Annotated in this window: 23 protein-coding genes and 1 tRNA gene; 10 read left to right on the top strand and 14 right to left on the bottom strand. The window is 62.7% G+C overall.

The features are described 5' to 3' along the window. Nucleotides 1-60 precede the first annotated feature (60 nt). The 6 genes from AQUI_RS0110145 to AQUI_RS0110120 all read right to left on the bottom strand — a co-directional run bounded on the left by AQUI_RS0110145 (nt 61) and on the right by AQUI_RS0110120 (nt 6,302). Complete coding sequence (locus tag AQUI_RS0110145) at nt 61-525, bottom strand: Hsp20 family protein (protein ID WP_027257420.1); 465 nt, start codon at nt 523-525, stop codon at nt 61-63. A 133-nt stretch (nt 526-658) separates the two neighbouring features. Continuing rightward, nucleotides 659-1,474: a trypsin-like serine peptidase gene (locus AQUI_RS0110140; RefSeq protein WP_027257419.1), complete on the bottom strand. Its 816-nt coding sequence runs from the start codon at nt 1,472-1,474 to the stop codon at nt 659-661. Beyond that, nucleotides 1,471-2,229, bottom strand: coding sequence for a trypsin-like serine peptidase (locus tag AQUI_RS0110135; RefSeq protein WP_245596982.1), 759 nt, complete (start codon nt 2,227-2,229; stop codon nt 1,471-1,473). The genes AQUI_RS0110140 and AQUI_RS0110135 overlap by 4 nt, the downstream gene beginning before the upstream one ends. Nucleotides 2,230-2,379: 150 nt before the next feature. After that, a complete protein-coding gene (gene glcF / locus AQUI_RS0110130; RefSeq protein WP_027257417.1) occupies nt 2,380-3,702 on the bottom strand; it encodes a glycolate oxidase subunit GlcF in 1,323 nt (440 codons plus the stop codon). Nucleotides 3,703-3,706: 4 nt separating this feature from the next. Next, nucleotides 3,707-4,804: an FAD-binding protein gene (locus AQUI_RS0110125; RefSeq protein ID WP_027257416.1), complete on the bottom strand. Its 1,098-nt coding sequence runs from the start codon at nt 4,802-4,804 to the stop codon at nt 3,707-3,709. A 49-nt stretch (nt 4,805-4,853) separates the two neighbouring features. Next, nucleotides 4,854-6,302, bottom strand: a complete 1,449-nt coding sequence (locus tag AQUI_RS0110120; protein ID WP_027257415.1) for an FAD-linked oxidase C-terminal domain-containing protein — start codon at nt 6,300-6,302, stop codon at nt 4,854-4,856. 93 nt (nt 6,303-6,395) lie between these two features. Here AQUI_RS0110120 and AQUI_RS0110115 point away from each other — a divergent pair, with 93 nt between their 5' ends. Next, nucleotides 6,396-7,118, top strand: coding sequence for a DUF599 domain-containing protein (locus tag AQUI_RS0110115; protein ID WP_027257414.1), 723 nt, complete (start codon nt 6,396-6,398; stop codon nt 7,116-7,118). A gap of 36 nt (nt 7,119-7,154) precedes the next feature. After that, nucleotides 7,155-7,511: a hypothetical protein gene (locus AQUI_RS0110110; RefSeq protein WP_027257413.1), complete on the top strand. Its 357-nt coding sequence runs from the start codon at nt 7,155-7,157 to the stop codon at nt 7,509-7,511. Nucleotides 7,512-7,581: 70 nt separating this feature from the next. On the opposite strand, the gene rlmH is transcribed toward AQUI_RS0110110, so the two are convergent. The 3 genes from rlmH to AQUI_RS0110095 all read right to left on the bottom strand — a co-directional run bounded on the left by rlmH (nt 7,582) and on the right by AQUI_RS0110095 (nt 10,030). Then, entirely contained in the window at nt 7,582-8,052 is a 471-nt protein-coding gene (gene rlmH, locus AQUI_RS0110105) for a 23S rRNA (pseudouridine(1915)-N(3))-methyltransferase RlmH (RefSeq protein WP_027257412.1), read from the bottom strand. Between the two features lie 62 nt (nt 8,053-8,114). Further along, a complete protein-coding gene (gene rsfS / locus AQUI_RS0110100) occupies nt 8,115-8,486 on the bottom strand; it encodes a ribosome silencing factor (protein WP_027257411.1) in 372 nt (123 codons plus the stop codon). 167 nt (nt 8,487-8,653) lie between these two features. Continuing rightward, nucleotides 8,654-10,030, bottom strand: a complete 1,377-nt coding sequence (locus tag AQUI_RS0110095) for a mechanosensitive ion channel family protein (protein ID WP_027257410.1) — start codon at nt 10,028-10,030, stop codon at nt 8,654-8,656. Between the two features lie 146 nt (nt 10,031-10,176). Here AQUI_RS0110095 and AQUI_RS0110090 point away from each other — a divergent pair, with 146 nt between their 5' ends. The 8 genes from AQUI_RS0110090 to AQUI_RS0110055 all read left to right on the top strand — a co-directional run bounded on the left by AQUI_RS0110090 (nt 10,177) and on the right by AQUI_RS0110055 (nt 17,020). Then, complete coding sequence (locus tag AQUI_RS0110090) at nt 10,177-10,290, top strand: hypothetical protein (RefSeq protein WP_024091273.1); 114 nt, start codon at nt 10,177-10,179, stop codon at nt 10,288-10,290. Between the two features lie 53 nt (nt 10,291-10,343). Continuing rightward, nucleotides 10,344-11,747, top strand: a complete 1,404-nt coding sequence (gene leuC / locus AQUI_RS0110085; protein WP_027257409.1) for a 3-isopropylmalate dehydratase large subunit — start codon at nt 10,344-10,346, stop codon at nt 11,745-11,747. Nucleotides 11,748-11,818: 71 nt separating this feature from the next. After that, the gene (locus tag AQUI_RS0110080; RefSeq protein WP_156916800.1) at nt 11,819-12,607 is read left to right on the top strand and encodes a glycosyltransferase family 32 protein; all 789 of its coding nucleotides are present in this window, start codon (nt 11,819-11,821) and stop codon (nt 12,605-12,607) included. An 84-nt stretch (nt 12,608-12,691) separates the two neighbouring features. Beyond that, nucleotides 12,692-13,297: a 3-isopropylmalate dehydratase small subunit gene (gene leuD / locus AQUI_RS0110075; protein ID WP_027257407.1), complete on the top strand. Its 606-nt coding sequence runs from the start codon at nt 12,692-12,694 to the stop codon at nt 13,295-13,297. A gap of 372 nt (nt 13,298-13,669) precedes the next feature. Next, nucleotides 13,670-14,506 (top strand): hypothetical protein, encoded by an 837-nt coding sequence (locus AQUI_RS0110070; protein WP_027257406.1) that lies wholly within the window; start codon nt 13,670-13,672, stop codon nt 14,504-14,506. After that, nucleotides 14,503-15,546, top strand: a complete 1,044-nt coding sequence (locus tag AQUI_RS0110065; protein WP_027257405.1) for an endonuclease/exonuclease/phosphatase family protein — start codon at nt 14,503-14,505, stop codon at nt 15,544-15,546. Before AQUI_RS0110070 ends, AQUI_RS0110065 begins: the two co-directional genes overlap by 4 nt. 120 nt (nt 15,547-15,666) lie before the next feature. Then, nucleotides 15,667-16,770: a 3-isopropylmalate dehydrogenase gene (gene leuB / locus AQUI_RS0110060; RefSeq protein WP_027257404.1), complete on the top strand. Its 1,104-nt coding sequence runs from the start codon at nt 15,667-15,669 to the stop codon at nt 16,768-16,770. Between the two features lie 173 nt (nt 16,771-16,943). Beyond that, nucleotides 16,944-17,020: transfer RNA gene (locus AQUI_RS0110055), tRNA-Pro, on the top strand. 68 nt (nt 17,021-17,088) lie between these two features. On the opposite strand, the gene AQUI_RS0110050 is transcribed toward AQUI_RS0110055, so the two are convergent. Genes AQUI_RS0110050 through AQUI_RS0110030 form a run of 5 tightly spaced genes read right to left on the bottom strand, consistent with a single transcriptional unit; the run spans nt 17,089 to nt 21,991 of the window. Next, a complete protein-coding gene (locus tag AQUI_RS0110050) occupies nt 17,089-18,009 on the bottom strand; it encodes a LysR family transcriptional regulator (RefSeq protein WP_027257403.1) in 921 nt (306 codons plus the stop codon). Between the two features lie 14 nt (nt 18,010-18,023). Further along, nucleotides 18,024-19,067, bottom strand: coding sequence for an ABC transporter ATP-binding protein (locus AQUI_RS0110045; protein WP_027257402.1), 1,044 nt, complete (start codon nt 19,065-19,067; stop codon nt 18,024-18,026). Further along, on the bottom strand, nt 19,064-20,059 hold the full coding sequence (locus AQUI_RS0110040) for an ABC transporter ATP-binding protein (RefSeq protein ID WP_027257401.1): 996 nt from the start codon (nt 20,057-20,059) through the stop codon (nt 19,064-19,066). Before AQUI_RS0110040 ends, AQUI_RS0110045 begins: the two co-directional genes overlap by 4 nt. Nucleotides 20,060-20,063: 4 nt before the next feature. After that, nucleotides 20,064-21,014 carry an ABC transporter permease gene (locus AQUI_RS0110035; protein WP_027257400.1) on the bottom strand — a complete coding sequence of 317 codons (951 nt, stop codon included), beginning with the start codon at nt 21,012-21,014 and terminating at the stop codon, nt 20,064-20,066. After that, nucleotides 21,011-21,991: an ABC transporter permease gene (locus tag AQUI_RS0110030; RefSeq protein WP_027257399.1), complete on the bottom strand. Its 981-nt coding sequence runs from the start codon at nt 21,989-21,991 to the stop codon at nt 21,011-21,013. Before AQUI_RS0110030 ends, AQUI_RS0110035 begins: the two co-directional genes overlap by 4 nt. Nucleotides 21,992-22,145 lie beyond the last annotated feature (154 nt).

Raw genomic sequence — 22,145 nt, 5'->3', positions numbered from 1 at the left:
CTCCACTTAAGGTGGAGGGCTGTCAAAAAACATTTACAAAACGCACTCCGAAAGAGGTGCTTAGTTCACCGCTTTGGCCTCAATCTCGGCACGGTTCGAGCGGGAGGAGGAGATTTCGATCCTGCGCGGTTTCAGCGCCTCCGGCACCTCACGGTGCAGATCGATATGCAGCATGCCGTTTTCATGGCTGGCGCCAGTCACGCGGACGTGGTCGGCCAGAGTGAAACGGCGTTCAAAGGCACGGGTGGCAATCCCGCGATGCAGGAAACTGCGGTCTTCGCCGTCCTCGGCCTTTTTGGCGGCCACAACCAACGCGTTTTCCTTCACTTCGACGTTCAGGTCGTCTTCGGAGAAGCCGGCAACGGCAATCGAGATGCGATAGCTGTCGGCGTCGGTTTTCTCGATGTTGTAGGGCGGGTAGCTGGACTGGGCGGCATCGGCGCTCAGGGCGCGGTCCATCAGGCTGGCGATCTGGTCGAAACCGATGGTGGCGCGGTGCAGCGGTGCAAAATCAAATGTACGCATAGTGTCATCCTCATACATGAGCGATTTCAGGGCGCCTTCCCCGCGGGGACAGGCTGGAATCTTCCGGGCCCCAATCAGCGGCTGCCCGGATAGACCTGAGATAAGAACGCAAAATGCGGCTTCAAGAGGTTGATCAGTCGCCCACGGTCACAAATTTTGCGCCGCCGGATGATGCGCCGCTTCCAACCCGGATGCGCTTGATCCGCCGGTCAGGTGCGGCCACCGGATTGCGGCGCAGCTGCGCCTTCAGCTCCGCCACCCGTTGCGGCAGCTTCATGCCAAAAGCCACCTGCTTGCCGCGGTAATTGCCGCCGCCCGAGACCAGCGCCAGGATGCGCCCGCGCCCGCCCACCTGCGAAAACACCGGCGCCCCGGAAGAGCCGAAAGTGACATTGCAGTCGATCATCAGCACATCGCCGCTTTCACCCATCAGATTGCACCGGCGCTGGCGCGACAGCGCCTCGGCACGGCCCTGGCCATAAGATGTGACGGAAATATCGCTGCCGTACTCGCGCCCCGAATGCAGCGCAAAGGCATCTGCCTGACTGCTAAGGACCGGTTCCGCCAGCCGGATCAGCGCCACGTCGTGGCGGATGTTATCCAAATCAAGCCGTCCCCGCGGGTTGAACCCCGGATGCGCGGCAATCTGCAGTGCCTGGCGTTCAGCAATGGCCACCCCGTCGCGCAGGCCCGCACGAAAGGTGATCTGTTCTGCCGCGCGCAAAGTCCTGTTGCGGCCATAAACACAATGGGCCGCAGTCAGCACCAGCTCCGGCGCGATCAGCGTTCCGGTGCAAAAGCCCTGGCCGTTCAGCTCAAGCCGTCCAACGGCCTCCCAGCCCAGCAGGTCATCGCGGTCAGTCAGCCGCCGCAGACCGGTGCCCTGGGCCGTTGCCTGCCCGGCGTACGCCAGGGACGCAACGGCCAGTATCAAGGCGCGCCAGATCATTGACTGATGAACTTCGCACCGGAGGAGCTGCGCCCCTCGCCCACCTTCACCCGGCCGACGCCGGGCGGCAGACGGCCACCCGTGTTCACACCTGTCAGCTGCGCCTGCAGCAGGGTCAGCTCCTCGGCCAGAGCGGACCCCAGGGAGACCCGCTCGCCGTTGACCTCGGCCTTGGCGGAGATCACCGAAACAATCCGCGGGGTGCCTCCCTCAAAGGAAAACACCGGCGCCCCGGAGGAGCCGAAATCGACGTCGCAGGACATCACCAGCACGCCCTGCTGGCGTGCCATCACCGCGCAGACCTCTTGCAAGGACGGCGCCTCGGACCGGTCATGCGCATAAGACACCACACCGATGCTGGCCCCCTTGCGCGGGCGTTCGTCGGTTTCAAAGGGTGTCACGGTGGTGTTGCGGATCGGGCGCTGCAATTGCAGCAGGGCAATGTCGTTGCGCACCCGGTCGGTCGACAGCTCTCCGTCATAGACGTAGGAGGGATGCTGCACCGCGCGCCGCACACTGCGGTAGGCCGAGGCGCGCCCGTTGCGCCAGCCGGCCAGGAATTCAATGGTGGCAGGGTCGATCTGCGCCTTGGTCTGGCTGTCATAGAGACAATGGGCGGCGGTCAGCACCAGATCAGGCGCAATCAGCGCGCCGGTGCAAAACCCCTCGCCGTTCACATCAAGACGTCCGACCGCTTCCCACTTGCGGCCCGCATCCATTGTGTCCATCCGCTGCAAAAGACTGTCCTGCGCCATCGCCGCCGCCGGCAGCACGGCTGCCAGAACCGCCAGTATCCACTGCCTCACATGTCTCTCCTCTTATCCACCAGTTGGGAGATTACGGGTCCGTTCAGGCAAAATTAGGGCAAATGCGCGGTTTATGCAGCCGATTCTTTGGCCATGGCATCAGCGCAGGACCGGCACCTCCGGCGCGCGTTTGCCCGGCGCCGTCAGCGCAGGCGGCTGCGGGCCGCCGGTGGCCCAGTCCAGCAGCTCCACCGTGTGCACGATGGGCAATTCCGTGCCGGAGCCGATCTGCATCATGCAGCCGATATTGCCCGCGGCGATCAGGTCCGGCTGCCTGGCCTCCAGCGTCTTGACCTTGCGGGCCTTCAGTTCGGTGGAAATCTCCGGCTGCATCAGGTTGTAGGTGCCTGCCGAGCCGCAGCATAGATGGCTGTCAGCGGGTTCCACCACCGTGAACCCTGCGCGCCTCAAGAGCGTCTTGGGGTGTGTCTTGATCTGCTGGCCATGCTGCAGCGAACAGGCGGCATGGTAGGCAACGGTCAGCCCCTTGTCCGCACCCTCGGGCAGCTCCAGCTGCATCAGCAGCTCAGAGATATCCATGGTTCGCTCCGACACCCGCGCTGCATCCGCGGCCAGCGGATCGTTGCGGAACATATGACCGTAGTCCTTGACCGTGGTGCCGCAGCCCGAGGTGTTGATGACAATGACGTCCAACCCCCGCCCGTCCATTTCCGCACCCCAGGCGCGGATGTTCTTTGCCGCCGTGGCGTGGCTTTCCTCCTCGCGCCCCATGTGGTGTGTCAGCGCCCCGCAGCACCCTGCCCCCTTGGCCACCACCACCTCGCATCCCAGCCGCGTCAGCAGCCGGATGGTGGCGTCGTTGATATCGGTGTTCAGCGCCTTTTGCGCGCAGCCGGTCATCAGCGCCACGCGTTTCTTGCGGGGCACAGCAGCGGCAAAGCTTTGCGGATCGTCGTTGCGGCTGACCGGCGGGATGTGCCGCGGCGCCATATCCAGCATCGCCCTGAGTCGCGCGTCCGGCATCAGCCCCTTCAAGGGTTTCGCCAGCTTCGCGCCAAACAGCGCCAGGCGGAACCGGCCCGGATAGGGCAGGATCCGGGCCAGCAGCCAGCGCAAGGCGCGGTCGCTCCAGGGCCGGTCATAGTGTTTCTCGATATAGGCCCGGGCGTGGTCGACCAAATGCATGTAATGCACGCCCGAGGGACAGGTGGTCATACAGGCCAGGCAGGACAGGCAACGGTCGATGTGCTTGACCGTCTTTTCGTCCGGCACCCGCGCATTCTCCAGCATGTCCTTGATCAGGTAGATGCGGCCGCGCGGGCTGTCGAGCTCATCACCCAGCACCTGATAGGTCGGGCAGGTTGCCGTGCAAAAGCCGCAATGCACACAGGCACGCAGGATCTCGTTGGCGCGCCGGGTGCCCGGGTCCTGCAGCTGCGCATCGGTGAAAGTGGTCTGCATGTGCTTATCCCATCAATCCGGGGTTGAGGATTCCCTTCGGGTCGAACTGGCGCCGCAGCCCGTCGGAGATTGCTGCCAGGGGGCCGGGCTGCGGCTGGAACACGCAAAGCCGCTTGCGGGTGTCCGCGCTGGCCCGAACCAGCGTAGCATGGCCTGGCACGGTGACGCGCGCACGCAGATCGGTGCCCGCAGGCACCAGTGCCCAGATCAGCCCGCCGCCCCAGTCGAACTGCAGCGCCTCGGCCTGCAGCCGCGGTGCCAGCGCAACGGCGTCAGATGGCTTCACCGAAATCCGCCAGACATCGCCGTCCCGCCCGTGAAAGGCCGCGGCATCGCGGATGCCTCGCCAAAGGCCGGCGTCCTCGCCTTCGATCCTGGGACTGCCAAAGCCGGCCAATTCCGAAACCAGCTTGCGGCACCGGTAGGCCGCTGAATCTGCAAACCCTTCGACCCGGACAAAAGCTGTTTGCTTCTCCGGATCATAGGCCGCACCGGTCACGTCATAGGGAGATCCCAGAGCCGCGGACATCGCCGCCACTGCATCCGCCGGTCCAGCGCCTTCAACTGCAACTGTTGCAGATGCCTCCGCCCGCGGCAGAACCTTCAGCGACACTTCGCTCAGTACCCCCAAGGTGCCATGGGCGCCGCACATCAGCTTGACCAGATCATAGCCGGTGACATTCTTCATCACCCTGCCGCCGTTCTTCACCGCTTGGCCGGAGCCATCCACAAAGCGCACCCCCAAGAGGTGATCGCGCGCCGCGCCCGCCTGGATCCGCCGGGGGCCGGAGACATTCCCAGCAATCACCCCGCCAATGGTCGGCTCGCCGTCCGTGCCCAGCAGCCCGCGATGATCCATCGGCTCAAACGCCAGCCGCTGGTTTTCCGAGGCCAGCAGCGCCTCCACCTCCGCCACCGGCGTGCCTGCCTTGACCACCAGCGTCAGTGCGCCGGGTTCATACAGCTCAACACCGGACAGGGCGCGTGTGCTCAGCCTCTCGCCATCCGCATCCAGCCCGCGGGTGCCGCCGCCCTGAATGCACAGCGGCCCGCTTGCGCCCGCAATCATTTCGGCCAGTTCGGCCTCGGTCTGAGGTGTCATGGTTTCATCTTTTCAAAAATACTCTGGGGGGTTGGGGGCAAAGCCCCCATTATTCAGCAGCCAGCGCCACGTCCCGGCGATCTTGGGTCGCTGACAGTGGAAACACTTTGGCCGGATTGAGCAGCCACTTCGGGTCGAACACATCCTTGACCTTCAACTGCGCCTCAAGGTCCTCGGCAGTGTATTGGTACAGCATCAGATCGCGTTTCTCGATCCCCACCCCGTGCTCGCCAGTCAAACAGCCGCCCGCTTCGACACAGAGCTTCAGGATCTCAGCACCAAAAGCCTCGCAGGTTTCCAGATCGCCAGGCTTGTTGGCGTCAAACAGGATCAACGGGTGCATATTGCCGTCGCCTGCATGGAACACATTGGCCACATCCAGCCCGAACTCCCGGCTCATCTCGCCGATCCGGCGCAGCACAAACGGCAGCGAGGACACTGGGATAGTGCCATCGAGACACATGTAGTCGTTGATCTGCCCCATGGCGCCAAAAGCCGACTTGCGGCCCAGCCAGATGCGGGTGGCCTCGTCCGCATCGCCGGCTTCGCGCAGCTCTACCGGATTGTGGGACCGGGCAATTTCAATGATCAGTCCCAGCTGGTGGTCTATCTCCGCCGGGCTGCCCTCAACCTCAATGATCAGCAGCGCCTCGCACTTTGGGTAACCTGCCTTGGCAAATGCCTCGCAGGCCTCAATGCAGGGCCGGTCCATGAATTCGATGGCGACCGGCAAGACGCCTGCCTTGATGATGTCCGAGACACAGGCCCCTGCCACCTCATTGCTGTCATAGCCGACCAGAATGGGCCGCGCGCCTTCGGGCTTGCGCAGGATGCGCAGGGTGGCCTCTGTCACCACGCCCAGCTGGCCTTCACTGCCGCAGATCACCCCGAGCAGGTCCAAGCCCCCGGCGTCCAGATGTGCACCGCCAATCTCCACCACAGTGCCGTCCATCATCACCAGGGTCACGCCCAGCAGATTGTTCGTCGTCACCCCGTACTTCAGGCAATGCGCCCCGCCCGAGTTCATGGCGATATTGCCCGCGATGGCACAAGCCAGCTGCGAGGACGGGTCGGGCGCATAGAAGAAGTCTTCCTCCTCCACTGCGCCGGAAACACTCAGATTGGTGCGCCCGGTCTGCACCCGGATGATGCGGTTCTGATAATCGGTTTCCAGCACCCCGTTCATCCGCGCCACACCCAGAATAACGCAATCCGCCGTCGGCAGCGCCCCGCCCGCCAGCGAAGTGCCCGCCCCGCGCGGCACCACCGGCACGCCTTCCTCGTGGCAGATTCGCAGGATGTCCGAGACCTCCTGCGTATTCCGCGGCAGCACCGCCAGCAGCGGCGGGCATTTATAGGCCGTCAGCGCGTCGCACTCATAGGCGCGTGTCTCCGCCGCGTCCTGGATCACCGCATCTCCAGGCAGCACAGCCAGCAGCCGCTCGGCAAGCCGCGCCTTGCGGGCCAGAATGGCGGGGTTCGGGGATGGCATCTCCATGGGCTTCTCCTATTTGGTAAAATAATATTACCAATCATCCCGTCTGGCAAGAGACGGATTGCCGCGCCAGGATCAGCCCCCTAGTGTCAGGCCATGATCTGGACCACCCGCCTTGCGCAATTTTCCCTGTACGACCCTGCCGCCCTCGCCCTGCTGATTGCAGGCTGGCTATGGATCGGCTGGCGGATCGAGAACCCGCCTGCGGGGCGGCCCTCGGTCTCCTGGCTGATGGCGGATTTCCGGCGCGACTGGATGAAACAGATGGCCGAGCGCGATCCGCGGATCTTTGATGCCCAGCTGGCAGGCAATCTGCGCCAGGCGACCGCTTTTTTCGCCTCTGCCGCGATGATCGCAATTGGCGGCGGGCTGGCTCTGATCGGCAATACCGAACAGCTGGCCGGCGTGGCCGAAGACCTAATCCAGGACAGTGCACCAGCCTTTGTCTGGGAGGTTAAGATCCTGGTTGTGCTGCTGTTTCTGTCAAATGCGTTTCTGAAATTCGTCTGGTCGCACCGGCTGTTCGGCTATTGCGCGGTGCTGATGGCTGCGGTGCCGAATGACCGCAGGGATCCGCTTGCCTACCCCCGCGCCGCACAGGCCGCCGAAATCAGCATCACTGCTGCGCGCAGCTTTAACCGCGGCATGCGGGCGACCTATTTTGCGCTGGCTGCCGTGGCCTGGCTGGCGGGTGCGCTGCCGCTGGCAGGCGCCGCGGTGATCACCTTTGCGGTGCTGTACCGGCGGGAATTTGCCTCGCATTCCCGCACGATCCTGCTGCGCATCCCGCCAGTCAGCAAAGGGGACACAGTGTCGTGACTGCACCTCTCTTGGGCGCGCGGCTAAGGTAGCGCCATGAAACAGACCTTTGCCGCTTTCGCACTCTGCTCCATTGCGCTTCCCGCCCTGGCGGACGAACCGGTGATCGAGAATGCCACCGCCCGTCAATCCGGCGGCAGCTGGACGTTCAGCGTCACGCTGTCCCACCCGGATACCGGCTGGGACCATTACGCCGACGGCTGGCGGGTGCTGGACATGGACGGCAACGAGCTGGACTTGCGGGTTCTGGCGCATCCGCACGAACACGAACAACCCTTTACCCGCTCGCTCAGCGGCGTGCAGATCCCTGACGGCATCACAAGCGTAGAAATCCAGGCCCGCTGTCTGGTGGACGGCTGGGGCCAGGAAGCCTACATCCTCACCCCGCGCTGAGCTTCATCTTTTCAAAAATACTCGCGCCGCAGGCATGCGCCGCAGGCGCATTCCGACCTGGCGGGACGCCTCATACCCGGTGATAGGGGCTGCCTGCCAAAATAGTTGCGGCGCGGTAGATCTGCTCGGCCAGCATCACCCGCACCAGCATATGCGGCCAGACCATCTTGCCAAACGAGATTGAAAAATCCGCCTCGGCCCGCAAGCTGGGATCAATCCCGTCTGCCCCGCCGATAATCAGCGCCAAGTCCTGACGGCCGCTGTCGCGCCAGCCTGCCAGCTTGTCCGCAAAATCCGGGGAAGAGATCACCTTGCCGCGCTCATCCAGGGTGCAGATCACCGCGCCCTTAGGCAAGGCCTTGCGCAGCAGTGCAGCCTCAGCCGCCATGCCGCCGTTCTTTTTGTCCTCAATCTCCACCACCCGCGCAGGCCCCAGGCCCAGCGCGCGGCCGGTCCGGTCGAACCGGGCAAGATAGTCGTCGATGAGGGATTTTTCAGGGCCAGCCCGCAACCGGCCGGCCGCACAGATATGCAGTCGCATGAAATTCCAAAAGCAATCCGGCCCGCACCCTGGCGCGGGCCTGCATCAAATCAGCCTTCGGTTCAGCCTTCGGCTGCCGGAGCTGCCGCGGCGCCTGCGGGCATCCACATCTTCTCGAGCTGATAGAACTCGCGCACTTCCGGGCGGAAGATATGGACAATCACATCACCGGTGTCGATCAGCACCCAGTCGCCTGTATCCTTGCCTTCGACCTTGCAGCCAAGCTGGTACTCCTGTTTGAGCCGGTCAGTCAGCTTTTCAGCCATGGCGGCAACCTGGCGGGTGGAACGGCCCGAGGCCAGCACCATGTAATCGCCAATCGCCGTCTTGCCGCGCAGATCGATCTGCACAACATCTTCGGCTTTGTCATCGCTGAGTGAAGAAAGAATCCGCTCCAGCAGCTGTTCGCTGGTGGGCTGGGACTGGGCGGCCATCACGGCTGCCCCATTAACAGCGGCATCCGCCGCTTGAGGTACGGGTGACAGGACAGAGTCCTCCTTGCAACGCGCCGCCAAGCCCCGGCGCCGGGCCTATTAATAATGTAGCAACCAGATGGTGAATTTTCAATGAAACCCCGCCCTGGCGATGCAAGCCCTGTGCTTTATCCCTCATTCCCGGCAGGTGCAACCCTGACCGGCAGCGGGTCGTTCAGCATCCGCACTTCGCGTTGCGGGAAGGGGATCGAGATCTCTTCAGCTTGGAACGCATCCCACAGCGCCAGATAGACATTGCCGCGGATATTGGTGAGGCCTCCGGTGGGGTCGTCGATCCAGATTCTAAGAACATAATCAACGCTGCTGTCGCCAAAACCGGTGATATGGCAGACCGGTTTCTTGCCGCCTGCGCTCAGCACCCGGTTCACCCCCAATGCGGCGTCTATCGCGATCTTGCGCACCTTGTGCGGGTCGTCGCTGTAACCGGTGCCGAACGTCAAATCCAGCCGCACGAACTTATCGGAATGCGACCAGTTCACCACCTGCGAGGTGATCAGGTCCTCGTTTGGAATCAGATACTCCCGCCCGTCGCGGGTCACGACAGAGACATAGCGCGCGCCCAGCGCGTTGATCCAGCCGAAGGTATCGCCCAAGGAGATCACGTCGCCCGGCTTGATCGATTTGTCCAACAGGATAATCAAGCCCGACACCAGGTTCGACACCACCTTTTGCAGGCCGAACCCCAAGCCGACGCCAATGGCACCCGACAGCACCGCCAGCCCGGTCAGATCGATGCCGATGGCCTTAAGGCCAATGAAGAAGGCGCCGCCGAACAGCAGGATCTGCGCCATCTTGGCGCCCAGCACCTGCATTGACGGAGAGATATCGGGGTTGCTGCGGATGCGGTTTGCCGCCACCGATGAAATCACCCGCGCCAGCGTCAGCATCACCCCAAGAATGACCGCCGCCTGAACCACCAGATAGAGCGAAATCCTGAGGTCGCCGAATTCTATGGCAATGCCGTCCAGCAGATGAATTGCCTCTTGGGTGATCCCCAGAATACGCAGGGTGATCCAGGTCCAGGCGCCGTATTTCACCAGGTTTCGCAGCAAGGGGTTGCCGACCAGCCTGGTCGCAAAAGAGACAATCAGCCAGGCCAGCGACAGGTTGGCGATCAGTTCCAGCAACCGCGAGCGGCTGGGCCAGGTCGCCTCCTGCATGATCAGCACCACCAGCCAGATCAGCAGCACAAACAGGATGCCGCGGATCCGTTTGTGCAGCACCAGCCCGACCCGCATCCGCCAGCGCGGCCAGCCTTCGCGCCCGCGCAGCCAGTCATGGAAAGCCCTGCCCAACGGCTTGGCGATCAGGGCAGCCAGCACGAACACCGCCAGTGCAATGCCAACCTGATAGGCGTTCCAGGGCCTTAGCAGAAGCTCGCCCCCCTGCATCAGCAAGCCCCAGATCTGCTGCCCGAACTCCAGCGCCTCGGCGGTGCTTTCCGCGATTGCATCCTTTGGCAGGGTCTGCTCTTCCGGCTCCATCACGCCCCCTTTTTCCTCCAGTCTGCCGTCCTGCCCGGTTTCAATCAAGAAGAGACGCGGGCAGCGCCGGGCGGTACGGCGGTTTAATGTCTCTGCCGCCTGCCATTCCCTGCCTTAGAACGAATCTTGATTGCCGGCCCTTGCGGATGTATCTGACAGCCATGACCCTCGTATTGGCGCAAAAGATCGAACTGCAAGACCGCGCACGGCTGCGCGAACGGTTCTATGGCGCCGCCCGCACGGTCCTGGCACGCCTATAAGGCCGTTGCCCAGCCCAAAGCCAGCATACCCAAATACATACGGGAGTGGACCCATGTCCCCCAAAACACTCTATGACAAAATCTGGGATGCGCATGTTGCGCATGAAGCCGAGGACGGCACCAGCCTGCTTTATATCGACCGCCACCTGGTCCACGAAGTGACCAGCCCGCAGGCCTTTGAGGGCCTGCGCATGGCCGGCCGCGGCGTGCACGCGCCCGACAAGACCATCGCGGTGCCGGACCACAACGTGCCGACCACGCTGGATCGTGCCAAAGGCATCGAGAACGAGGAAAGCCGCATCCAGGTGGAGGCGCTCGACAAGAACGCCCGCGAATTTGGCGTGCATTATTACCCGGTGGATGACGTCCGCCAGGGCATTGTGCACATCGTCGGCCCGGAACAGGGCTGGACCCTGCCCGGCATGACCGTGGTCTGCGGCGACAGCCACACTGCGACCCACGGCGCCTTTGGCGCGCTGGCGCATGGCATCGGCACCTCGGAAGTGGAGCACGTGCTGGCCACCCAGACGCTGATCCAGAAGAAGTCCAAGAACATGAAGGTGGAGATCACCGGCAAACTGAAGCCGGGTGTGACTGCCAAGGACATCACCCTGGCCGTGATCGGCGAGACCGGCACCGCCGGCGGCACCGGCTATGTCATCGAATATTGCGGCGAAGCGATCCGCGATCTTTCGATGGAAGGCCGCATGACCGTCTGCAACATGGCCATCGAAGGCGGCGCCCGCGCCGGTCTGATCGCCCCGGACGAGACCACGTTCGAGTATGTCAAAGGCCGCCCGCACGCCCCGAAAGGCGCCCAGTGGGAAGCCGCGCTGACCTGGTGGAAAACCTTGTTCACCGACGAAGGCGCCCATTTCGACAAGGTTGTCACCCTGAAGGGCGAAGACATCCAGCCGGTTGTGACCTGGGGCACTTCGCCCGAGGACGTGCTGCCGATCACCGGCGTGGTGCCCGCACCTGAAGACTTCACCGGCGGCAAGGTCGAAGCCGCCCGCCGTTCGATCGAATACATGGGCCTGACCCCCGGTCAGAAACTGACCGACATCGAGATCGACACCGTGTTCATCGGTTCCTGCACCAACGGCCGCATCGAAGACCTGCGCGCCGTGGCCGAGGTGGTGAAAGGCAAGAAGATCAAGGACGGCATGCGCGCCATGATCGTTCCCGGCTCCGGCCTGGTGCGGGCGCAGGCCGAGGAAGAAGGCCTGGCCGAGATCTTTGAAGCTGCCGGGTTCGAGTGGCGTCTTGCGGGCTGCTCCATGTGCCTGGCAATGAACCCTGACCAACTGTCCGAGGGTGAGCGCTGCGCCGCAACTTCGAACCGGAACTTCGAAGGCCGCCAGGGTTACAAGGGCCGCACCCATCTGGTGTCGCCAGCCATGGCAGCCGCCGCCGCGCTGACCGGCAAGCTGACGGATGTGCGTGAGCTGATCTGATGGTTGCCGCCGGAGCAAATACGGCACACCCGGATTTGCTTCCGGTGGGAACGGTCTGGGTTGGATCGCAGATGGATTGGATTGGCCGGATGTCTTTGCAGTCGTTTCTGCACAGAGGGCATCCGGTCACTCTGTTCCACACGGAAGAAATGGAAGACCCGCAAATCGAGGGGCTTGACCTGGTTCCAGCCCGCGAGATCTGGGACTACCCGGAAAAACTCTTGGACCGGGTCAGCCCGACGGTGTTCTCCGATTTCTTCCGGCTGCGCATGATCCGGGATGCAGGCATGATTTGGGCCGACACGGATGTATTCTGTTACCGCCCCTTCATACCTAAGGATGGGTACTTGGCCGGCTATGAACATAGCGGCATGATCAACAACGCTGTGCTGCATTTGCCTGAGAATTCCGCCTCGTTGCACGAATTGATCGACCTGTTTTCCGATCCTTCCTATGTCCCGGAATGGTTGCGTCCCGCCACCCGGCGCACTGCCAAAGAGTCCGGCAAGGGGCGCAGGCTTTACGAGGCCTGCAAACTGATACCGACTGCCGCCGGTCCGCGTGCGCTGTCGCATATGCTGCCCAAGCATGGTGAAGACATGCACGCCTTGCCGCAGGATGCACTGAACCCGCTGCCGTGGTCCTTTGCGGACGCCTACTTCAATCCGATGGGCGGCGTGGAAGGATGGCTGAGCAATGATACCCAAGCGGTCCACCTCTATTCATCGCGTATCCGCGCCTTTCACAAACGTGTCCGTCCGCTTCGCGGGAGCTTTGTTGCCGACTTCGCAGAACAGATAGGCTTTGACCTTGATGCCTGCGGCCTGAGCGCCAACAGCAACGAACCCCCGCTTGAATGAAATTTCGGGGCCGCGCGGCCCTGACATCAAAAAACCTGAACCCGGCAGACTTGCCTCACACGGGTTCGCACAAGGAGACTGGCAATGGAAAAATTCCAGAAACTGCAAGGTATCGCCGCCCCGATGCCGCTCGTGAACATCGACACCGACATGATCATCCCCAAGGTGTTCCTGAAGTCCATTCAGCGCACCGGCTTTGGCAAGAACCTGTTCGACGAGATGCGCTTTAACCGTGATGGCACCGAGATCGAGGACTTCGTGCTGAACAAGCCGCAGTACCGCGACGCCGAGATCCTGGTGGCGGGCGACAACTTCGGCTGCGGCTCCTCGCGCGAACACGCGCCCTGGGCAATTGCCGATTTCGGCATCAAGTGCATCGTGTCGACATCCTTCGCCGACATTTTCTTCAACAACAGCTTCAAGAACGGCATCCTGCCGATCGTGCTGCCGCAGGAACAGGTCGACATCCTGATGGCTGACGCGGAGAAGGGGGCAAATGCCCGCATGACCGTGGACCTGGAAGCACAGGAGATCACCACCTCGGACGGCGAGGTGATCCCGTTTGAAGTCGATGCGTTCAAGAAGCACTGCCTGCTGAACGGCCTCGATGATATCGGTCTGACCATGGAAAAAGCGGACTCCATCAAAACATTTGAGGACAAGGCCGCGCAGGCCCGCCCCTGGGTCTGACCCTCGCGCACTGCCAAGAACACTTCAGAGCCGCCCGGCATGGGCGGCTCTTCTTTTTTCGCCCGCCAGATTCGCGCCGCATTCCCGCCGCAATTCAGAACGGGCTGCCTCGTTGTGCCCCCAATACTCTCATCCACAGCATCTGGTAGGCACCCACCAACCCTCTCGTTCTGCACCAAAACCCTGATGCAATCGGGCACCAGTCCCGCGGCGAAAGTGCCCCCTGCCCTGCCGCCAGGCCTTGAGCGGAAAGCCGCCGCCCGGCAACAATAGGGCAAAAATGAGGCAGAGCACCCTGGGCCATTCCCGGGGGGCTTCAAATCTGGACCCAGAGGCGAAAACGCCCGTTCCAGTTTGAAGGGATTGAGAGACGTGTTTGCACGCATCACAGGCGCGGCGTTCCGCGGCATATTGGTGGCTATGCTGTTTGCCATGCCGACGCTAATCCTGCCGGCATCAGCCACCGAGTCTCCGGAAATCATCCTGTTCATTGCGCTCTTGGGCTCTGCCCTGGCCTTCACCGAATACAACTCGCACTTCCCCAGCATCGTAGAGTTCCGCAATGCGCCGCCGATCAACCGGTTGCGTTTTGCCGCCTGCGCTGCGTCTGTCGGCGCGCTGAGCCTGCTGGCCACCCATCCGCTGGAACCCACCGGGCTGACCGCGCTGATCCACCGTCTTGGCGGCTGGCTGGGCGGACAGCTGGACTTTGCCTATTCGCCTGTGCAGCTGACGGTGCTGATGCTGCCTCCGCAGGTTCCGGAAGCCACCGTGCTGATGGTGCGCGATGCCGCCGGTCTGGTTTGTGCGATTGCGGGCACCGCGATTGCCGTCTTTGCGCTGGTGATCCGTGTCGGCCATTGGCCTGTCGGCAGCGGCGCTTTCAATGTCTGGGTCAACTTGCCCCTGTTCGACCCCACCGCCGGCGGCGATGTGGTGCAGCGGCTGCAGCGCGACGGGCGGGTTAACATCATCGGCGGCGTACTGCTGCCGTTTGCCTTGCCCGCGGCGGTCAAAATGGCCTCGGGCCTGGTCGACCCCGGAATATTGGCGGCGCCCCATATGCTGATCTGGGTAATCAGCGCCTGGGCGCTGGTACCCGCGTCCATGATCATGCGCGGAATGGCGATGATCCGCATCGCCTGGCTTATCGAGCAGAAACGGCGAGCGGCCAGCCACGCCTCCGGCGAGGCACTGCAAACCGCATGAGGCGGCTGGCGGCGGGTCTTCTTCTGATCCTTGCCGCCGGAACAGGCCGGGCTGACACCCTGCGCATCGCAACCTTCAACACAGAGCTGTCACGGGACGGGCCTGGCCTGCTGCTGCGCGACATTGAGCGCGGCGGTGACCCGCAAATTGCCGCTGTGGTGGAGGTGATCACCGCCGCACAGCCGGATGTTCTGGCTTTGCAGGGGCTGGATTGGGATTACGAGGGCCGCAGCCTTGCCGCCCTGGCCGGGCTGCTGGAAGAGGCCGGCGCGGCCTATCCTTACCGCGTTTCCCTGCAGCCCAATGCCGGGCTGCCGCCCCCGGCCTCGCTGGACATGGACGGCGATGGCAGGACCGGCGGGCCGCGCGACAATCAGGGCTATGGCCGGTTCCGCGGCCAAGGCGGCATTGCGCTCTTGTCGCGGCTGCCGGTTGACCGTAACGGGATCCGTGATTTTTCGGCCCTGCTGTGGCGGGACCTGCCCGGCGCCCAGCTGCCAGAACACCCGGACGGGCGCCCGTTTCCGTCCGGCGAGGTGCAAGCCGTGCAGCGCCTGTCTGCCACCGCGCATTGGCTGGTGCCGCTGGATTTGCCCGGCGGCGGGCAGCTGAACGTGATGACATTTCACGCTACGCCGCCAGTGTTTGACGGGCCGGAAGACCGCAACGGGCGGCGCAACCGCGATGAAATCCGCCTGTGGCAGCTGCTGCTGGATGGCCGCCTGGGCGCCGTCCCCGAGGCGCCCTTTGTGATTGCCGGCGACGCCAATCTCGACCCGGATCGCGGTGACGGCCGCAAAGATGCCATCCGCCATCTGCTGGGCGATCCCCGGCTGCAGGACCCGCAGCCGCTCAGCCCTCACGCCGGAACCGCAACCGTGGAGTGGCAGGGCGCCGGACGGATGCGGGTGGATTATGTGCTGCCCTCTGCCGGGCTGGCCGTCACCGGAGCCGGCGTTATCTGGCCGGACGCCCCGAACGCGGCCGCAACCAGTGCCAGCCGCCACCGGCTGGTTTGGACGGATATCGCGCTGGACTAGGGCCAGTCTCCGGCCCGGCCTGCGCAAATCCCCATCAAACCACTATATTTTCAGGCCCTATTATTGACCCTGCCCTGCTGTCCCGCTACGCCCTTGCCAGCTGTTTTTTGGAGGATCCCCATGCCCAACCCATCGATTTTGATTCTGCCCGGCGACGGGATTGGCCCCGAAGTCATGACCGAGGTGCGCAAGATCATCTCCTGGTTCGGCGGCAAGCGCGGCCTGCAGTTCGATGTGAGCGAGGATCTGGTCGGCGGTGCAGCCTATGACAAGCACGGCAAGCCGCTGGCGGATGAAACCATGGCCAAGGCGCAAGAAGCTGACGCCGTGCTGCTGGGCGCCGTCGGCGGCCCTGCCTATGACGATCTGGATTTCTCGGTGAAGCCCGAGCGCGGCCTGCTGCGCCTGCGCAAGGAAATGGACCTCTATTCCAACCTGCGCCCCGCGCAGTGCTTTGACGCGCTGGCGGATTTCTCCTCGCTGAAAAAGGACATCGTGGCCGGCCTCGACATCATGATCGTGCGCGAGCTGACCTCGGGCGTCTACTTCGGCGAGCCGCGCGGTATTTTTGAGGAAGGCAACGAGCGCGTCGGCATCAACACCCAGCGCTACACCGAGAGCGAGATCGAGCGCGCCGCCCGCTCCGCGTTCGAGCTGGCAATGCGCCGCAACAAGAAGGTCTGCTCGATGGAGAAGGCCAATGTGATGGAGAGCGGCATTCTGTGGCGCGAGGTTGTGACCCGCGTTGCGGCCGATTACCCCGAGATCGAACTCAGCCACATGTACGCCGACAACGGTGCAATGCAGCTGGTGCGTGCGCCCAAGCAGTTCGACGTCATTCTGACCGACAACCTGTTCGGCGACATCCTGTCCGACTGCGCGGCGATGCTGACCGGCTCGCTGGGCATGCTGCCTTCCGCGTCGCTGGGTGCACCGATGGAAAACGGCCGCCCCAAGGCGCTGTACGAGCCCGTGCACGGCTCTGCTCCCGACATCGCGGGCCAGGGCAAGGCCAACCCGATCGCCTGCATCCTGAGCTTCGCCATGGCGCTGCGCTACAGCTTTGATCAGGGCGCCGAGGCCGACCGTCTGGAAGCCGCGGTTGAGAAGGTCCTGGCTGACGGTGTGCGCACTGCAGACCTGCTGGGCGAAGACGGTGTGGAGCCGGTTTCCACCAGCCAGATGGGCGACGCCGTGATTGCGGCACTGGACGCCAGCCTCTGATTTCCAGGCCGATCCACGCAAGTTCCAAAGCCCCGCCTGGCCGCCAGTGCGGGGCTTTTTAGTGGCTGCCCCAACCCCTTCGGCGCCCGCAAAAAGAATTCCTGAAAACCACAGCTTTCTACGGAATCGCCCTTGTCAAACCCCGCCCCCTGAGCTATTTCGCCCTCCACGGTCGGAGCGTAGCTCAGCCTGGTAGAGCACTGTCTTCGGGAGGCAGGGGCCGGAGGTTCGAATCCTCTCGCTCCGACCAATAAACAAGGCGCCTTAGGGCGTCTTTTTTATTTTGAAACGGTGCTCAATGTTTCCGGGACATGAGGATCAGACCGTTTCCAGCGCGGACATCCGCAGCTTTTTCCACAACACCTCCAACGTCGGCTTGGTGCTGCGCGGGTCGCGGTACAGGCGGATTTCCAGATCTGTTGCCAACCGCTCATCCACCACCGCAAAGCGTCCCTGTTTGATCTCTTCACGGCACAGGCTGAGGGGCAGCCAGCCCATGCCAAAACCCTCTTGGATCATCGCCTTGACGCTATTGGCCAGCGCGTTCTGATTGACCACAAAGACCTTCTGGCCGGGCAACAGCTGCGCCAGCGCGAATTCCTGTACCGAGCGCAACGCCGAGACAGCGCCATAAGACAGCAGCGGCACCGCATCCTTGCCGCCCTTGGGAAAGGAAAACTCCGGCACGCCGTCAGGGGTTGTCCGGGAAACCGGCACATAACGGTCGGTGGACAGGGTCAGATGATCGAAATTGGCAACCTCCAGCGGGCCCAGGAAATCCATCGACGGATGCCAGTAGGTCAGGATCACATCGCAATAGCCCTGCTGCAGCGCACTGACGAACTGGTCCGCAGCCCATGAGGTGGAGTTCAGATCGGTATCCACCCCGCCCTCGCTGGCCAGGGGCGCGATCAGCGTCTTGTAATGCGTCATGTAAAGCGACTGAGACGTGGCAAAGCGGATCACATTTTCGCCCGCAGCATCAATCGTCTGGCAGCGCTCAATGGTTTCCTCGTAGGTGCGCAGCATGATGCGGGACTGCGACAGAAACACCTCGCCGGCCGGGGTCAGCGTCAGCGGCAGGGTTTCGCGGTTGATCAGCCGCACGCCGATCTCATTCTCCAGCGCCCGGATGCGGCGGGAGAAAGCCGGCTGGCTGACATTGCGCTCCTCGGCCGCGCGCGAGAAATTCTTGCACGCGACCAAAGCCTCGAAGTCCTTAAGCCAGATGATGTCCAACTGGGCGTCCCGTCTTAACCGGCGGCCACCGCATCCAGCCTGTCTTCTTCGACAGCATGGCAGGCCACAAGGCTGCCATCGGGCTGGTGAATGGCTTTTGGCTGTTCACTCTTGCATCGAGCGTCCGCAAAGGCGCAGCGGCTTTGGAAAGGGCAGCCTTGCGGCAGATTGATCGGCGTCGGGATCTCGCCCTTGAGGCGAATATGGTTCGGCCGGTCATCCTTGAGCTGCGGCACTGCGGACAGCAAGGCCCGAGTATAAGGGTGTTTCGGGTTGGAGAACAATGTCGCGGTGTCCGCAACCTCGCAAACCGACCCAAGGTAAAGAACCGCAACACGGGTACCAAAATGTTCCACCACACTCAGGTCGTGGGTAATGAACAAATAGGTGAGGCCGCGGCTTTCCTTGGCTTCCAGCATCAGGTTCAGCACCTGCGCCTGGATCGACACGTCCAGCGCGCTGATCGGCTCATCCGCGATGATGAACTCCGGATCCACCGTCAGGGCGCGGGCAATGGCGATCCGCTGGCGCTGGCCTCCGGAAAACTCATGCGGATAGCGTTTGGCCCAGCTGGGATCGACACCCACCGACAACATCACCTCGGTGACCTTGTCGCGCACCTCCGCCGCCGAGGCGCCGGGGTTGTGGTGGCGCACGGGTTCTTCCAGCGCTTGCCGGATGGTCATGCGCGGGTTGAGCGAGGCATAGGGATTCTGGAAGATCATCTGGATCTTCTTGCGCAGGGGCTGCATGGCGCCACGCGACAGGTCATCAATGCGCTGGCCGTCATAATGGATTTCGCCCGCGGTGGGGGTCAGCAGGCCCGCGACCAGCCGCGCCACAGTGGACTTGCCGCAGCCCGACTCGCCAACCACACACAGCGCCTCGCCACGGCCCACGTCCAGCGAGACGTTGTTCACCGCGTGAACCGAGCGGCTTTCGCGGACGATCTTGCCCTGTTTGAACTTCAGCGTCTCGAGGAAGCCCTGATCCAGATCGAACCGCTTTTCCAGGTTCTTGATCTGCAGCAGCGGGCGGTCTGTTTTTGCGTCACTCATGCCCGTGCCTCCTGACGGTCTTCATCGCTGTTCAGGCGCTGCACCTCGTGGCAGGCCACTGCGACCTCGCCGTATTGCACGATGTCCGGCACCCGGCTGCGGCACAGGTCAGTAGCGTATTTGCAACGCGGGTTAAAGGCGCAGCCGGTGGGAATGCTGGTCAATCCCGGCATGTTGCCGGGGATCTGCTTCAGCCGCTGGCCGGGCACGGTCTGCTGCGGCAGCGCATTGATCAGCCCTTGGGTATAAGGGTGCTGCGGGTCGTTGATGATTTCCCGTGTGCGCCCGGCCTCGATGATCCGGCCCGCATACATCACCAGCGTGCGCTCGGTCATCTGGCTGACCACGCCCAGATCGTGGGTAATCAGGATCAGCCCCACCTGGTTCGACTGGCACAGTTCCAGCATCAGCTCCATGATGTCGGCCTGAATGGTCACGTCCAGCGCCGTCGTGGGTTCGTCCGCGATGATCAGCTGCGGGTCCAAGAGCAGCGCAATCGCAATGATGATCCGCTGGCGCATGCCGCCCGACAGCTCGTGCGGGTATTGCTCCAGGCGTTCCTCCGGCGAGGGGATATAGACCTCGCGCAGTTTGACGATGGCAATCTGGCGCGCTTCCTCACGGCTCAGCTTGCGGTGCGCCAGCAGGGTTTCAACCATCTGCTGGCCGATGGTCAGCACCGGGTTCAGCGTCACCATCGGATCCTGAAAGATCATCGCCATCCGGTTGCCGCGCAGGGTGCGCAGGCGCTTGTCGTTCATCTGCACGACGTCCTCGCCATCGAACAGGATCTGGCCGTTGTCGATATAACCAGGACGGCTGAGAAGGTTCATCAGCGAAAACCCGGTGATCGACTTGCCCGCACCGCTTTCGCCGACAATGCCAAGGCGCTCGCCCTTGGCCAGGTCAAAGGAAATGCCGTTGAGGGCAGTGACCGTCTCGTCGCGCATGGCGAATTTCACGGTCAGGTCGCGAACGGAAAGAAGGCTCATCGCGTCACCCCTTGTAGAGTTTCGGGTTCAGGACGTCGCGCATCCAGTCGCCCAGCAGATTGATGACCAGGACCAGCACCACCAGCACCACGCCGGGAATGGCGGTGATCCACCAGCTGCCCGAGAAGATGTAGTCAAACCCCGAGGAAATCAGCGAGCCCAGCGACGGCTGGCTGGGCGGCATGCCCAGACCCAGAAAACTGAGCGACGCCTCGGAAATGATCGCATTGGCGACCTGCACGGTTGAGATCACGAAAATCGGCGACAGCGAGTTCGGCAGGATGTGCCGCACCATGATCCGCATCGGGCCGAATCCCAGCACACGGGCGCTATCGACGTATTCCTTTTTCTTCTCGGCCAGAACAGTGGCGCGCACGGTGCGGGCGTATTGCGGCCATTCTGCCACCCCGATCACCGCGATCAGGAACACCACCGCATAGCGGTTAAACGTATCAGTTCCGAACATCGCCTGTGTCACGGCGAGGAAGATGATCGCCACCATCAGGGTCGAGAACGACAGCTGGATATCGGCCAAGCGCATCAGCAGACTGTCCAGACGGCCGCCGACATAGCCGGCCACCAGCCCGATGGAGATGCCCAGGAAGGCCTGCAGCGCCACCGCGCAGATGCCGATCAGCAACGACAGCCGGGTGCCGTAAAGGATGGTCGACCACAGGTCGCGGCCCTGATCATCGGTGCCCAGCATGAACTCCGGCAGCGCGCCATTCACCCAAACCGGCGGGTATTCCGAGTTCATGATGTCCATCTGCGCCGGGTCATACGGATCATAAGGCGCGATCACAGGCGCCAGAAAGGCGGCCACGGCAATCAGCAGAAAGATGATCATGCTGACCACCGCCACCGGATTGCGGCGGAAGCTGTAGCCCATGTTGGAATTCCAGGCCTTGGACCAGCGCGACGGTTCGGATTTCGGGGAAAGCGTTTCGGTGCTCATGCGCCCATCCTCGCAATATTCACAGTCGGGTTCACCAGGCCATAGACCAGATCGACAATGGTGTTGGTGACCACAAAGATGAAGCCGACGACAATCAGATAAGCCACGATCAGCGGGGTATCGACGCGGTTCACCGCCTCAAGGAACATGAACCCCATGCCCGGCCACTGGAACACCGTCTCGGTCAGGATGGTATAGGCCACCATGGTGCCGATCTGCACCCCGCCCACGGTGATCACCGGCAAGAGCGTGTTCTTCAAAGCATGGACAAAATAGATGCGCCACGGATTGATGCCCTTGGCCTTGGCGTATTTGACGTATTCGGATTGCAGCACTTCCATCATCTCTGCCCGGATCAGGCGGACAAACAACGGCAGCATGATTGAGGCCAGCGCAATTGAGGGCAGGATGATATGCAGCCAGCCATCGGCAGTGGCAAAGTTGGTCTGCCAATAGCCCCAGACCTGCACGGTATCGCCGCGCCCGTAAGAGGGCAGCCAGCCGTATTCCACCGAGAACACAAAGATCATCAGGATCGCGGTCAGGAACACCGGGATCGAAATACCAATGATCGACAGCCCCATGATTATACGGCTCAGGATCGAATTGGGCTTGATCGCGGTATAGACACCCAGCGGCACCGACAGGCCGACGATGATCAGCGTCGCGCCGAACACCAGCTCCAGCGTTGCCGGCAGCTTCTTCAGGATCACGTCCAGCGCCGGCTCCTTGAAGAAATAGGAGGTGCCCAGATCGCCCTGCAGCGCATTGCCCGCAAACCGCAGGTATTGCGTCACGAAGCTGTCGTTCAGCCCCAGCTCATCGCGCAGCTGCTGGCGCACTTCTTCCGAAACCGACTGTCCGACCAGCTCGCGCAGCGGGTCGCCCAGGTTGCCCTGGATGGCGAAGGCAATCAGCGAGATGACGAACATCACGGCAATCGCCTGGATCACTCGCTTGGCGAGATAGGCAAACATCTTCCTGACCTTTGTAGAGTTTGGTTACAGCGCAGGGCGCAATGTCCAAGCGGGACGCGGATCCTGCAAACACAGCCTTGGCGGCCGCTTGTTATGTGGGTGGCCCGGGCCGGCCGGGGGAGACCGGCCCGGATCCTATCAGTGATGCCTTTTC

Source organism: Leisingera aquimarina DSM 24565 (genome assembly GCF_000473165.1).
GTDB classification, from domain to species: Bacteria; Pseudomonadota; Alphaproteobacteria; order Rhodobacterales; family Rhodobacteraceae; genus Leisingera; species Leisingera aquimarina.
Note: the sequence above shows the minus strand (reverse complement) of the source record. Positions and strands in the feature narration are given on the sequence as shown.